Here is a 15055-nt window from a genome sequence, read left to right as displayed (position 1 = left end):
GGATTACTGCCTGCTGCGCAGATGGCTCACCAGATACTCCAGCTGCGTCCTGCACTCGTAGCGGTATTTAGGCAGAATGGCATCGATCCGATCCGCATAGCTTGCCGGGAAGTCCAGCATCAGCTTGAATAAATTTAAATGGAATGTGTACGGATTATAAATTTTTTGCTGTTCTAATAAAACTATAAGATGCTCATGCCGCTTTGCTTCAGGCATCCCGGAACGTTCCAGGCCTTTGAACAGATTGGATACAAAATCATAGTCCTTCCGCTGCTTGCCCTGCTCATCAAGCTTACCCAACAGATAATTCTGCACACCGGTGTGACCGGGACGGGCAAAAGCACATACCAGCTCCATCGCATCCTGTTCAATCAGCCAATCCAGCCAGCGGGTATCCCAACTGGCGGCAATTACGTCGGCAGACTGCATCTCCCACACATATTGCTGGCGGTCAGTTGCATAACCCCATGACACCTCGTATAAAACTCTCTCCGCATTTAGGATCTGCTCCTTCAATGTATCTAGAATGACACGCAGACGCTGCGCAGATTCCTTGGCCGTCAGCTGTACCTTCAGCTTATTGAGCAGCGTTCCGCCGAACTCATTGTAAAGCTCCTTGGCACTCAGCAGCTCCTGCGCTGTACGGAAGTAGTATGGCAGATAGCGGATACTCCGCTTATCCAGCTTCCGGAGCAGCTCCAGTCCCTCCTCCGTTGCCCCCGTTTCCTGATACCGGGCTGCCCGGTCTGTCAGCTGAAGCCAGCCAAGAGCTGTAAACCGTTCGTATCCTTCAATAACAAAACGGTATATTTCATCAAGCTGCGGATTACGTGCATCAGCAAGCGCTCTTAGATAAGGTTCGATACTGCTGTAAAGTGCATCATTTTTGTTCTTATCGTTGCTGTCACCGGCAGCCGCTTCACGAAGCTCCTCCATGAAGCGCACAGCCAGGCGCTCAGCAAGCGGAGCCGAAGGCCACTGCGCCAGCGCATCCGCCGCCAGCGGCCGGTCTTTTTTGCTGAAAAAGGCCTCATAAAGCCGCTCCTGCCCCTCAACTGAGCCGCCGGCTGCCAATGCTGCATAAGCCGCTTCGCGGATCGGCTTCTTCTTATCAGCCGTCCACTCCAGCAGCGAAGCTGTATATTCCTCATGGCTGCCCAGCACGGCAATAGCTGCAACCCGCACCTCATCGCTTCCGTCTACAGCAGCGTTATATACTGTCTCCAGCAGCTCAGGCCGCCCAACATCACCGATAACGTGCAGCTTGCGGACCTCACTCTTGCCCCCGGCCGGATTAAAATTCCTGATGAGGTATTCTGCTGCTGCAGGGCCGTAGGCCGGCAGAATCTTTCTCATAGCGTAGTCGGCAAGCTCCGCATAAGGATCGTTCAGGGCCAGGACAGCCAGCGGAAGCAGCCGCAAATCCTGGAATACACCGTCCTTGAATGCTTCAAGCACCGTCTCATATCTGCCGCTTCCGGTTGTCGTCAATGCCACGCGGACTCCGGCAATCTTTCTCGAAGAGATCTTTGTCTCCAGCCCGAAAGAGCTGCCCTGCAGCTGAACAGGTGCACCTCCTGAGGGCGCGGTGCTGCCTTGGGTATACAGCACGGATTCCAGCAGCAGGGTTAAATCCTGAAGCTTCACTGCAGGCAGAGCATCTCCGGCAGCAGACGGGCGGATTAAGGCGGCAACGCCTTCTCCCAGTTTTTTGAACACAGCAGCCCGCTCACCGAGCTGCTCGAACTGCGGCAGCAGCCGTTTCAGGCGGAAATCCTCCGCAGCCAGATCACTTCCGGCAATGTATAGTCTTCTGACCTCCTGATGAAGCTCTTGCAATAATGCTGTACTCATGCGCGGTCCCCCTACCGATGATATGATGCAAAGGTTATGTTTCAGATATCCTGTTGATTACAGCAGACGTGTAATGCCTTCAGCATGGATGATGCTAAGCGGCTGGGCTGCAAGCCTGCCCCGGTCCATTTCATGTTCAAACATGACCAGCAGGGAGCACTCTCCAAAGCAGACCGGCGGAAGGAAAGGCAGCAGTGCAACCGTTCCCTGTGACAGGGAGGCAATATCCTCCAGCACCAGCTGAACACCGGATTCATCTGTAAGGACATACTCTCCCTGATCGTTCACTCCGATACTTGCCGCATGAAGCAGCAGTATAGGCTGCTTGTCACCCAGCGGATTCTTCAGCTGATTTTTGACCAGCTTGACTGCATCGGCAAACGACCGGTGTGCGTAGGCATGAACCTGCGTCAGATCATCTGCAGTGGCCGGTCTGGGTGACATTTCCTCATATCTGACCCGGGCATTCAACTCTCCGGGATATTTGTATAGCAGCGGTACACGGGCCACATCAAAGAAGCTGTCCTCTTCACGCATTAACTTAGCGGCCTTGTAAGGACGGTACTGCAACGTCTTATGAACCGCTCCCGATGACAGCTCCAGCCAGTATCCCAGATCAACAAATTCCTGGCGGGCCTGATCGTCATAGCTGTAGAAAGACAATTGAAGCAGCTCCGTATTGTCTGCTGTCAGCCCGTAATCCTTAAGCTCGGTCAGCTGCCAGGCATGGCCCAGCCATTCATCTATTGTTGATTCATGATCCAGTGCAAGCTCCGGATCTTCACTTCTGGCAGTGAGGTAGCTGCGGCCTTTCTTGATAAAAGCATGCAGCCGGGTCAGCTGCTGGACCGCATATGTATAACCCTGTTCCCGGTCTTCTCCTTTGCCGAGCTGCAGCGCGAAACGGCGGAGCTCAATCTGGGCACCGGACAGATAATAGTTCCCAAGCTGCTTCACATGCTCCTGCACTGTCTTCAGCGTCTTGGCATCAATAACCGACAAACCGCCGCGGATGAGGGAGAGCACCAGCTTCTCCAGCAGATCAAGCCCTTCCAGCTGGGCGGTGATTTTTTTCTTAAGTGCAGCTTTATTTACCTTCTTAGGTTTGGCCGTACTGCCTTCGGCAGCCTGTTTCACCTTGTTCTCTTCACGTTTCTCAGCCTTCTCCCGTTTGGCTGCGATGTCCTCCGGTACAGGCGCAACTGTGAAGGTCTGGCCTTCTACATAAGCGTACAGCAGCCCCAGGGCATGCTTGCAGGGAAACTGGCGGCTGGGACAGGAGCAGCGGAAGACGGGACTATCCGGGGCAACAAAATCCGCAGAACATTCATACGGGGTCTTTCCGCTTCCCGCACATTGGCCGAACAGCAGCTCCCCGTTCTCGGTAATGTGCAGCTGGATGAAGCTCTTTTTGCGCACCAGTCCCTGGCCGTTCTTGATGGCGGCGGTGTTCGGTGCTAACGAATCGACATAGGATGATGTGAGTTCAGGCAAATCAGATTCCTCCCGACTTGTATACTGAAATAAGAAGCACGCAGAATTGCAGAAAAAGACATTTAACCTCTATTACCCAAAATCCCGCAATAGGATCACATGTTTGCATTTATCTTAGCAAAAATAAGCTGTGCTTCCAATCTAACTGGACCTGTTATGGAAAAATTGGGCAATAGGAACTATGTAAAGCAGCTATCCGCACAGTTCTGCCCAAAAAAAATAGGACGGACCTATACAGTCCCTCCCTCTAAAGCGCCTGTCTTCTGCCAGCACAATCCTGCCTGGAGCATTTATTTAAACCAGCCCTTTTCCTTAAAGCGTGTAATCGCCTCAATCCGGTTGCCGACATCCAGCTTATCCAGGATTACTGAAATGTAGTTGCGCACGGTCCCCGTCGTAATATAGAGCTGGCTGGCGATTTCCTTTGTATTTTTGCCGTCCGCAATCAGGCCGAGCACTTCCTTCTCCCGCTGGGTCAGGGGATTGGCTTCACTGCTGTAAGCCTCATCCATCAGCTCGGGGGCATAAATCCGCCTGCCGGCCATAACACTGCGGATCGAGAGGGCTAGCTCCTCGCTGGGGCTGTCCTTCAGCAGATAGGCATCAACGCCGGCTTTTACAGCACGCTCAAAATAACCGGCCCGGGCAAAGGTGGTCAGAATCATGATCTTACATCCGGAGCCCTTCAGCGCTTCCGCCGCCTCAAGGCCAGTCATTGCCGGCATTTCTATGTCCATGATGCAGATATGCGGCTTGTGCTGCTGCACCAGCTTGACCGCTTCCTCACCGTTACCGGCCCGGCCCACCACCTTCATATCCTCCTCAAGGTCCAGCAGCGAAGCCAGTGCACCGAGCAGCATACGCTGGTCCTCGGCTATCACGATATGAATCATCTTTATTTCGCCTCCATTTCCATTTGACGGATTACTGTCGGAACTTTAATGGTAATCGTTGTTCCCCCGTTATGTGTGATTTCCATACATCCATTGACGAATTCCAGACGCTCCCTCATACCCTGTATACCATGACCTTTGTTGTTCTGGTTAGCAGAGCTGGTGCCTGCGCCGTTATCAGATATCTTTATGGACAGATCCGTACGGGAAGGTTCGATCTGAATGAGACACTTTGAAGCTCCGCTGTGCTTCACTACATTCGTAACCGCTTCTTTTATGCACATGCTGAGCACATTTTCTGTAATTAATGAAGTGTTTTCCAGCTTCGGGCAGCCTTCCAGCTCAAATTCAATCTCAGCCGCTTGCAAAAACTGCCTGATCCGCACCAGCTCATCCTCCAGCCGGATGCCTCTCATCTGAGTAATCATCTCCCGGACCTCTTTGAGCGCGCTTCTGGCGGTCTGACTGACATCTTTAATTTCGACAATTGCCTGCGCCGGGTTTTTGTTGATCAGCTTACCGGCCAGGTCGCTCTTAAGCCCGATCAGAGACAGCTTTTGACCGAGTGTATCATGCAGATCCCGCGAGATCCGCTGACGCTCCTCCATAATAACCAGCTCAGAGATACGTTTATTGGCATCCTCCAGCTGTCCCTGCAGCTTATCCTGATTGTTACGGTTGTACGTTGTAGCCGGCAGCAGTACTACTGCAATGATACTGACCAGGACAAAGGGCAGCTGCGACAGAAACACGGGATTGCGCGTAATCAGCTCGTAATTGATTGCCACAATCGTCGTCAGCAGATGAATCGTATACATGGTGAAGAATCCGGCCCGGCTCTGTATATTTCCGATAAAAAAAGCCAGGAACAGTGCAAAGTACATATAACCAAACATCAGCGTCATCGTGATTGAGACTATAATCTGCACACTCGTCCAGAAGTAGACCAGCCAGCCCCGTGATTTGAAGGCAAGCACATAACAGGCAAAAAATAAAATAATCATAACAATGCCGTATACCCACCGGTCCACCGAGGACATCCGGAAGATCGAGTAGAACGGGAGAATATAGAACACAACCCATACATAAGGGCTCAGACCCGTGCTTTTATGAAAAATATGATGCCACTTCTGCATATCCGCCATCCTTTTTGCCAACAAGTTTGTACCCCCATTTTAGCATAATCCGCGGCAAAAAAAGAGAAGAAGCGCACCCGCCGCCATTCTAGCGTGTCTGCTTCCTCTCCTGGTCATTCCTCCGGAAGCCTGCTATTCGGCCTGCAGTCCGGTTTTCTGTATCTTCAGCCCTTCCACAGCAGGCAACGGCTGCCGCAGACGGTCTTTAATCTCTCTAAAGCTGACAAAGCCTTTATTCTCCTCATCCCACAGACGGAAACGGAGCGCCTTCAGGCTTGTGCCGATTGTAATCGTCGTTGCTTTCTGCAGCGGCGGCGTGGCATTATGGGCCAGCTCCAGATTATAGTTAGGCACTTTGGGTGCCAGATGGTGCACATGGTGAAAGCCTATATTACCGGTGATCCACTGCAGCAGCTTAGGCAGCTTGTAATAGGAGCTTCCTTCAACGGCTGCCATAACATAGCTCCACTCTTCTTCATGCTCAAAGAAAGTATCCTCGAACTGATGCTGCACATAGAACAGCCAGATGCCCAGAAAACCTGAGACGAACACTATCGGCAGCTGTACCAGCAGAAATGCCTGCCAGCCGACAGCCCAGATCATCCCCGAATATAGCGCTACGAGCAGCACATTCGTCAGATACGTGTTCATCCGCTCCTGGCGTCTTGCGCTCTTTACGTTAAAGCGGTATTGAATCAGGAACACGGCAATCGGACCTGCGCCGAACATAACCAGCGGATTGCGGTAGATCCGGTACCAGAGGCGCTGCAGCGGCTTAGCCGCAATGTATTCATCGACTGTCATAATCCAGATGTCGCCGATCCCCCGTTTGTCGAGGTTGCTGCTGCCGGCGTGGTGGATCGAGTGGCTTCTTTTCCACTGGCGGTAAGGCACAAGGGTCAGTACACCGGTGATTGTTCCGAGAATATCGTTGGCTTTGCGGTTCCGGAAGAACGAGCCGTGACAGCAGTCATGAAAAATGATAAAGGTCCGGATGACAAACCCCGCTGCCGGTACGGCAAACAGCAATGTAAGCCAGTATGATACGGATAAGCTGAAATAGGCTGCCGCCCATAACAGGAAAAGGGGACCCAGCGTATTCACAAGCTGCTTTATACTTGTATTACGGTCATTTTTCTCAAACGGGGCCACGCTTTTCTTCAGGCTGGAGAGCTGGGATGAAGTGCTGCTCTTGGACATCTGTCGGTTCCTCCTTGTAGGTGCAGGCTCACGGTTACATTTATTTACCTTTATTATAGTAACAGGAGTGTCATGGCTGTAAGACATAAACATCAAGGAACAGGTATGACATTTATCATACATCAGCACAAAAAACCGCAGCTGCCGGGCATCCATCCCGTTAACTGCGGCTCGTGTAAATGCGTACTCCGCTAAATAACCAACCTTCTCAAGGCCATACTCAGCCTTCACCCTCCAGCCTCATTCCCTCTTCACGGTATTCCGTCGGCGTCTTGCCTGTGGCCTTCTTGAATACCTGGGTAAAATATTTCGGGTCCTGATAGCCCACAAGCGGTGCTACCTGATAGACCTTGACGCTGCTGTTCTGCAGGATATCTTTTGCTTTCTCCATCCGGCAGTGCGTTACAAACTCCAGGAAAGTGTAGCCGGACATCTGCTTGAACAAGGTACAGAAATGGCTGATGCTCAGATCCGCAACCTCCGCAACCTCCTCAATGCTCAGATCCTTATGGTAGTTGTCCTCAATGTACCGTCTGGCCTTGTCGACCACACTGCGGCCGTCATCACGCGCCGCCTGCCTGCTGCCTTCCAGCATCCAGTTCCGGAAGTCCTGCTTCAGCACATTAATGACTGCGCCCAGCGTACTCTGTCCCTGCAGCTTGCCTAGAAGCGCCTCTAGTGACCATTCTGCCTGCAGATTCAGCTGCTCGAATTGTCTGTACAAAACCACTACAAGTTCAATGATCACCCGCTGGGCCAGCTCCTTCGGCAGCGACTGGCTTTCAATGAAGCAGGCCATCTCATCGAACAGCAGCAGCATCCGCTCCAGATTCAAAGTACGGATACTTTCGATAAGGGACAGCTCCAGCTCTTTAGGATACTGAACCTCCCGCCCGCTGCTGTCCGGCGTATCCTCCTCAATGAACACGCCCGCCTCACCGGTATAAAAACGGCGGTACAGCGCTTTAGCGGCAAGCGGATAAATGGTGCTCAGCTGATCAATTCCATGGGTGCTCCGGCTGATCCCAACCGAGCAGTGCAGCTTGGAATAGCGCTTGATATCCGCGACCAGCCGCTCACCGAGCTCCTTCCTGACTGTGCTGAGATTTCCGGGAAAGAGCAGCACCCACTCTCCGTTATAGAAAGGAAAGATCGATAATGCCCCGTTCTCCAGTGACCATTCTTCTAAAATGTTGCGGATTGCAAACAGCCACAAATGCTTCTCCTCAGGGCTCCATTTAGACGTGAGCGCCGCGTAATCGTCCAGCCGGACCACAGCCATGAAATACTCACGCTCCAGCTCGCTGTTCTCCAGCCACTTCAGATGCTGCAGCGGCCGCGGATTCCCGAGTGTGAACTCGGTAAACATTCTCTCCCGCGCGAGCATGGACAGCATCTGCACCGAATGCATCAGCTGCTCATTCTCCTTCTGGCGGTCCAGCTTGACCCGTGCCCTTGTCAGCATTTCCGTCAGCTCGTCATGGTCTATCGGCTTGAGCAGGTAATCAAAGGCGCCAAGCCTCAGCGCATCACGCGCATATTCAAATTCCCCATACCCGCTGATAAAGATGAACAGCAGCTTTGGATTGCGCGGAAGCACTTCCTTCATTAGAGCTATCCCGTCAATCACCGGCATTCTTATGTCGCTGATGACGATCTGCGGAGCCGACTCTTCAATCAGCCGCAGCGCGACCTCCCCGTTACGGGCTTCACCGGCGATACTCAGCCCCAGCTCCTCCCAGGGAATAGCCACCTTTAAGCTTCGCAGAATAATCGGCTCATCATCTACAAGCAGTACTTTGTATTGTTCTTGCCGTGCCCCCACAGTCCGCACCTCCCAGATTTATTGTACAGCCGAGCTCTGTATAAGATCCCAGTACTGCTCAGACGCGGACTGCAGCTGCTTCAGCGCGTCTTCCGCCGACAGGCCGCCGTCGATCATCTCTTCGATCACACTGAGAAAGGTCTTCTTCACTTCCGGTGACAGCAGATTGTCATAAGGCACGAAGCTCTGGCGCTCCTTATCCATGATGTTCATCACCTGAGCAAAAACCGGACCGGTTGTCTCCGGATCAAAATCAATCCGCATGGAGGGTATTCTCAGACCCTCATATACAATCCGCGTCTGGATTTCCTTCGTGTAAAAAGCCTTCATCAGCTCCAGTGCCGCTTCCCGCTTGGCCCCGGTAAGGCTTGAAGACAAGCCGATTCCGATGGTATAACCGCCTGCGATGGAAGGCTCAGCACCTTTAACCAGCGGCGGGAACGGAATAACCCCGACCTCGTTCTGAAACCCTGACGGAGCCGTTTCCCCGGTGAACAGGTTGATATCCCAGTTTCCGTTCAGATACATCCCGGCCTCGCCGCCGGTGAACATGCGCACCGCATTTTCCGGTGAAGTATCATTTGAGGCTGTGCTGAATGCCTCCTCGCTGATCCACTGCTCCAGATGGTTGAACGCCTCAAGATATTTATTGTTAACAAAGGTCGCACCGTCTTTGCCCGCAACCAGCTTCTGAATCAGCTCCGGTCCGGCATAGCGGTCCATCAGATAATGGGCGAAGATTCCGGCCGGCCAGCGGTCCTCATTGCCAAGCGCAAACGGGGTTATTCCCGCTGCCTTCAGCTGACGGATCGCTTTATCCAGCTCTCCAACCGTTTCAGGCGGCTTGATGCCGAGCTTCTTGAATAGCGTTTTATTGTAATACAGCGGCTCGGCATTTCCTTCGATCGGCAGACCGTAAACATGCTGGTCAAAGGTCCACAGATGCAGGTCGCTGAACTGGTTGCTCAGCCCGTTCTCCTGTACGAAGCCGGTCAGGTCCATCAGACGGTTAGATCTCACGTAAGGCTCAATCTCTGCACCGCCGAAGAGCACGAACATATCAGGCGGGGTACCGGTGACCATCTCGCTTTTTAACTTCTGCTCACGGTGAATGGTCTGGTCCAGCCCTTCAAAATTCACCTTTACATTCGGGTGATCCTGCTGGTATTCCTTAACGACCTCCTCAAAGATCGCCAGCAGCGGCCGGTCATGCTCCTTCTGCCAGAAATGGCGGAAGGTCAGCGTGATTTTCTCGGGAGAATTATCTTCAATCGGCTCCTTATTGCCGAACGAAATAAACAATACCGCTCCGGCCATCAGTGCTATATAGAGCAGAATCCAGCCCCATTTGGTTAACCATCTCACAGCATTACTCCCCGCTTTCATCCCGTTTAGTCGCTTCATGGCTGTATAGTCGGAATCCGGATCCCGATCGTTGAACCGAATCCCGGTGAGGAACAGACCACAATGCCGTAAGGATTGCCGAAGCGGATATGCAGGCGCTCATGCACGTTCCGCAGCCCGACGCCGCTGTCCGCGTATTTTTTGGGGTTGCTGTGTTCGGTGTCCCACAGGCTCATCATTGTAGAAAGGTCAAAGCCGGGGCCGTTATCCTTTACAATAATGATAATATCCTTGCCGCTGTGCTGTGCACTGATTGTGATCTCACCATGCTCCTCCATCTGTTCAATGGCATGATAGAGCGCATTCTCAACAATCGGCTGGACGATCAGCTTCTGGGTCATCACGTGTCTGAGTGTATCCGGCAGGTCAATGCGGTAGCTGAATTTATCCTCAAACCGGAATTTCTGGATGTCCAGATAATGCCGGACATGCTCAAGCTCCATCTGCAGCGGAATCAGCTCCTGATTCTGGCTGATGCTGATGCGCAGCAGCTTGCCGAGTGAGATGACCATTTTGCTGATATCACGGTTGCCGGCCAGCACAGCCATTGAGTTGATTGATTCGAGCGAGTTATAGATAAAATGCGGGTTAATCTGAGCCATCAGTGCCTGCATTTCCGCTTCCTTCTTGCGTCCCTGCTCGGTTTGTACCTGCTGGATCAGTTCACTGATCTGTGCACTCATCCGGTTAAAGCCGTCAATCAACAGGTCGCTTTCATCGTCTGAACGCAGCGGCGTCGTAATCGGCATAAAAATCCCCTGCTTGACCCTCTTCATTCCGTTGACCGCACTGTTGATGCTGCGCACCAGCCGCCTGATGAAATAGCGGTCAAATAAAAAAGCAGACATGAGTGAAACCGTTCCCAGAATAATGGCCAGATTACGAATGGAATCCGACTCGGAGGAGATCAGATTCATCGGGGTGATCGCCGCCAGATACCAGTCTGTATTATGTGAAGGCAGGAAAGTAATAAGTGATTTCTCCCCCTGATAGTTGTCAATATAATAATCCTGGCTCTGGGTATAGTCCGCCTCCAAAAAAGGAAACTCTGTCCGCTGTCCGATATGCTCCCCGGATTTGTTAAAGACTATATTCCCCTGCTTGTTGACCAGCAGAATGTCGCCCTTCTTCAGCGTTGCCGCCTCCCAGAAAATCTGGTCCAGCAGATCCGGCTTGACATAAACAACCAGATAGCCGATATCCTCAAGCGAGTAGTAGTCCTTGACGACCCTGGCCTGGACCAGTACAGGATTTCCGGAAGTCTCTGAGCCATTCTCACCAGGCCCCGACCAGACAGGACGGCCTTCGGCATTCTCCATCGCCCCGTACCATACCTGCCTCCGCATATCGGCAAAAGACATCGGTGCATTGTACTGGTACAGCAGCCGGTCCTTGCCGTACAGGCTGAAAGAGGTAATCATCGGATGATTGATCAGCAGGTTGTTAATCTCCTGCTTCCGGTCATAGGTCAGCACAAAATTCGGCTGCTTCAGCGACTGCTGGATAGCAGGCTGCGTAATGGCCGAATTGGTGATGGACGATATTTCACTGAGCGCGAATTTTAGCTTGCGGTCAGTCTCAAGTAATGAAATCCAGTAGAAGCTGCTCGATTTCTTCTCCATTGTTTTTGAAAAGTTAACATACGTAACGATCCCCATTACGATTACGGGAATGAATACGAGAAGAATAATAGCGAACAGGATTTTGCGTCTAAGCTTCATTGCCGTCTACCTTCCCCCTGTTGTCTTGGCAGAACTCGGCAGAAACGGATGCCTTCCTTTCAAGGTAAGGGGGCTGCCGTTCCTGCCTCATCTACTATTCTTCACGCAGGTTCCTGGTTCCTGTTTCCTGTTTGCAGTTTTTGTAAAACAGGATTAGCTCTTGATTGCGCCTGAGGTCAAGCCGGCAATAACCCAGCGGCTGAACAGCAGGAATACAATCAGCAGCGGCAGCGTCGCAGTAAAGGTCGCGGACATGATCATGCCGTAGTCAAGACCATCACGGGTTGTAAAGAGCTGCTGCAGCGCAATCTGAATCGTGTAATGCTCTTTGTTCTTCAGCACGACGAGCGGCCAGAAGAAGTCATTCCATACCGTCATGAAGTTAAGAATACCCAGAGTTGCCATTGCCGGTGTAATGACCGGCACGGCAATATTCCAGAAAATCCGGAAATGTCCGCCGCCGTCAATCCGTCCGGCTTCGATCAGCTCGGTCGGCACTGCCGAGGAAATGTATTGGCGCATCCAGAAGATGCCGAATGCGTTGACCATCGCCGGTACAATCAGCGCCTTGTAGCTGTCGATCCAGTGCAGCTTGGCCATAATGACATAGGTTGGCAGTACACCCAGCTGCTGAGGAACAATAAGGGTAGCGATAACGAACACAAACAGTGCGTTTTTAAACGGAAATTCGTACTTGGCAAACGCATACCCGGCCAATGTACAGAAGAATACGACCGACACCGTTACCATGGAAGAGACGAACAATGAGTTGCCGAGCGCCTGGAAAAAGTCTGATTTTTCCAAAACCCGCTTGAAATTGATGAAGAATTGGTCACCTACGGTCAGCAGTGGAGGTACATGGAATACTGCGCCTTTATCGTTGGTTCCAACTACAAACATCCAGTAGAACGGGAAGACCGAGACCAGTGCCCCGAGAATAAGCAGGAAATAGAAACCAAGCTTGCCGAAAAATCCGAGATCATCCGGTTTTTTTCTGAATATACGCAGTGTACTCATGCTTTTTTGCCTCCAGTCGCTCCGCCTGAACCTCTTGAAATCAGCATATTAAGGATGGAGAACAGAATGGTTACGAGGAACAGCATAACCGCCGTTGCCGCTGCTGTACCGAAGAATCCGTTGCGGAAGGCTTCACTGTACAGATAGGTAACCATTGTGATTCCTTCCTGGCGAGTAGAGCCGGTTCCGGCCTGACCCAGGAATACATATGGTTCTGTAAACAGCTGCAGGGCACCAATCGTCGACTGCAGGGATACAAAGATAATGAACGGCTTGAGCAGCGGCAGTGTAATGGAGAACAGCTGCTGTCTGCGGTTGGCACCGTCAATACGCGCTGATTCATACAGATCCATCGGAATACTTTGCAGACCGGACAGGAAGATGATCGCGTTATACCCTGTCCAGCGCCACATTACCATTGTTGAGATAGCAATTTTGACTCCCCACCAGCCGGAGTTGAAGGCGACATTCTCAAGCCCCAGACCGTTCAGCATCCAGTTGATCATTCCGTTATTACCGAACAAGGTACTGAATACAAGCGTAACGGCCACTATGGACGTAATATTCGGCATGAAGTAAAGAATACGGAACGTTTTTTTGAATTTGGTCATCCCCGAATGCAGCAGTACAGCCAGCAGCAATGCCAGCATCACCTGCGGGACAGTTCCCATGAGGCCCATAATGAGCGTATTGCTGAAGGAAATCCAGAAGGTCGGGTCACTGGTGACCAGATCATAGTTTTTGAAGCCGACAAATTTCATCGGATTGAGTGCGTCCCATTTAAAGAAGGATAAATAGAAGGTAAAAAAGATCGGGTATAGTCCGAATATCGAGAACAGAATAAAGAACGGTGAGATAAAGGTATAGGCCGTAATCCGGCTCCGTCTTTGTTCAGTTAAAAAAGGGCGTTTGCTCTCGGCATGCGGACTCGTAATTACGGGTTCTGCCATGTCACACCTCCAGGATAATTAAGAAAGCTCCATTTCCGAAGAATCCGGATTCCCGGGGGCTGCCTGCCCTCCAGGAATCCGGATGTCCGGTTCATATCACGCTTGGCGTTTTCGCCTAGCTGCGGTCTGCCAGTGTCTTTGCCTGTTTAACGGCGTCATCCCACTCTTTTGCAGGGTCCGCTTTCTTCTCGATTACGTTCTTGAGCGCATTCTTGAAGAAGGTGTCAGTCTGGTCATGCAGCGGTCCGTAGTACACCGGTTTAACGCGGTTAGCCGCTTTACCGAATTCTACAGCTGTCTGCTGTCCGGCGAAGAAATCATCCTTGAAATCTACGAATGCAGGATCTTCATACAGTGCAGGAATCGAAGGCATCAGACCTTTTGTCTTGAACGATTCAAGCTGATTATCTTTGTTAACCATCCATTGGATGAAATCATAGGCTTCTTGCGGATGCTTGCCTTCCTTAGGCAGGGAGATAAAGGAACCGCCCCAGTTGCCGGCGCCTTCAGGAAGCTGTGCAATTTTCCATTTACCGGCTGAATCCGGCGCATTGCTCTTGATATTACCAGCCATCCATGCAGGACCCATTACAACGGCGAACGAACCGTCGCTCATGCCTTGACCCCACTCAGGAGACCACAGCAGATAGTTGCTGATCCAGCCCTCCTGGATACCTTTTACGGTGAAATCATAGGCCTTCTTCACCTGCGGGTTGGTATCGCCGATGAATTTGCCGTCAGCCTTGCTGAAGTAGATTTCATCCGCAGACTGGTCGCGCAGTGCGTTGTAGGTCAGGTCTGTCAAGTCGGAGAAGTATTTGCCCGTCTTGTCCTTGTAGGCCTTGGCTACAGCTGCAAATTTGTCCCATGTATCGATTGCTGCACTGAAGCCTTCCGGATCGCTTGGCAGTCCGGCTGCTTCAGCCAGGTCTGTGCGGTAGTAGACTACAGTCGGCCCGATATCCGTCGGAAGTCCCAGCTGGAAGCTGCCGTCGATTGAAGAAGCCTGCTTCCATTTCCAATCCAGATAATTAGCCTGAATATCTTTGGCACCGAGATCGTTCAGGTTATAGAATTTGTCCTGGGCACTGATGAAGCGCTCCATGAAACCGATTTCAAGTTGGAAAATGTCCGGAGCGCCGGAGCCTGCCGACAGTGCAGTAGTCAGGTTATTATGGTGCGCTGTCTGGTCACCGGTGTTCTGAATTTTAATCGTTACGTTCGGATGCTCCTTGGTATACTCATTCGCCAGCTCTTCATAGTTGACGTTACCCAGTGTCCAAAAGGATAGTTCAACTTTTTCTGCCGGTTTCGAGGTTTCTTCTGCAGCAGGCGTATTTGTGCTTGATGCGTTGTTACCCGCATTTTCTTTGCCGCCGTTGTTTCCGGCATTGTTATTGCCTCCGCATGCTGCCAGTGATCCTACGAGCATAATGGACGCAAGTGTCAACGCCAGGTGCTTTGCTTTTTTCATTCCTCTGTACCCCTCTCAAAGGTTTCTCTTACAAGACTTAGTGTACCGTAGGAGAAACCTTTTGGTGAGGAGGCAAACTTCCGATTT

General features: G+C 51.7%; 11 protein-coding genes. All 11 read right to left on the bottom strand.

Annotated elements, in window-relative coordinates; genetic code table 11:
• Positions 1–3: 3 nt before the first annotated feature.
• Positions 4–1854, bottom strand: a complete 1851-nt coding sequence (locus R70331_RS12990; protein WP_042176069.1) for a hypothetical protein — start codon at positions 1852–1854, stop codon at positions 4–6.
• Positions 1855–1911: 57 nt separating this feature from the next.
• On the bottom strand, positions 1912–3348 hold the full coding sequence (locus R70331_RS12985) for an SWIM zinc finger family protein (RefSeq protein ID WP_042176067.1): 1437 nt from the start codon (positions 3346–3348) through the stop codon (positions 1912–1914).
• Between the two features lie 290 nt (positions 3349–3638).
• Positions 3639–4241: a response regulator transcription factor gene (locus R70331_RS12980; RefSeq protein ID WP_042176064.1), complete on the bottom strand. Its 603-nt coding sequence runs from the start codon at positions 4239–4241 to the stop codon at positions 3639–3641.
• A 2-nt stretch (positions 4242–4243) separates the two neighbouring features.
• Positions 4244–5377: a sensor histidine kinase gene (locus R70331_RS12975; protein WP_042176061.1), complete on the bottom strand. Its 1134-nt coding sequence runs from the start codon at positions 5375–5377 to the stop codon at positions 4244–4246.
• A 132-nt stretch (positions 5378–5509) separates the two neighbouring features.
• The gene (locus tag R70331_RS12970) at positions 5510–6577 is read right to left on the bottom strand and encodes a Delta(5) desaturase DesA (RefSeq protein ID WP_042176059.1); all 1068 of its coding nucleotides are present in this window, start codon (positions 6575–6577) and stop codon (positions 5510–5512) included.
• A gap of 220 nt (positions 6578–6797) precedes the next feature.
• Positions 6798–8402: a response regulator gene (locus R70331_RS12965; protein WP_042176056.1), complete on the bottom strand. Its 1605-nt coding sequence runs from the start codon at positions 8400–8402 to the stop codon at positions 6798–6800.
• A gap of 18 nt (positions 8403–8420) precedes the next feature.
• Entirely contained in the window at positions 8421–9767 is a 1347-nt protein-coding gene (locus R70331_RS12960; protein WP_042176053.1) for an ABC transporter substrate-binding protein, read from the bottom strand.
• 35 nt (positions 9768–9802) lie between these two features.
• The gene (locus tag R70331_RS12955; protein ID WP_042176050.1) at positions 9803–11527 is read right to left on the bottom strand and encodes a sensor histidine kinase; all 1725 of its coding nucleotides are present in this window, start codon (positions 11525–11527) and stop codon (positions 9803–9805) included.
• A gap of 153 nt (positions 11528–11680) precedes the next feature.
• A complete protein-coding gene (locus R70331_RS12950; RefSeq protein WP_042176047.1) occupies positions 11681–12544 on the bottom strand; it encodes a carbohydrate ABC transporter permease in 864 nt (287 codons plus the stop codon).
• Complete coding sequence (locus tag R70331_RS12945; protein ID WP_042176045.1) at positions 12541–13494, bottom strand: carbohydrate ABC transporter permease; 954 nt, start codon at positions 13492–13494, stop codon at positions 12541–12543. The genes R70331_RS12950 and R70331_RS12945 overlap by 4 nt, the downstream gene beginning before the upstream one ends.
• A gap of 115 nt (positions 13495–13609) precedes the next feature.
• Positions 13610–14968 (bottom strand): extracellular solute-binding protein, encoded by a 1359-nt coding sequence (locus R70331_RS12940; protein WP_042176042.1) that lies wholly within the window; start codon positions 14966–14968, stop codon positions 13610–13612.
• Positions 14969–15055 lie beyond the last annotated feature (87 nt).

Source organism: Paenibacillus sp. FSL R7-0331, from assembly GCF_000758645.1.
GTDB lineage: Bacteria > Bacillota > Bacilli > Paenibacillales > Paenibacillaceae > Paenibacillus_AQ > Paenibacillus_AQ camerounensis.
This window is presented reverse-complemented; position numbering and strand designations above follow the sequence as displayed.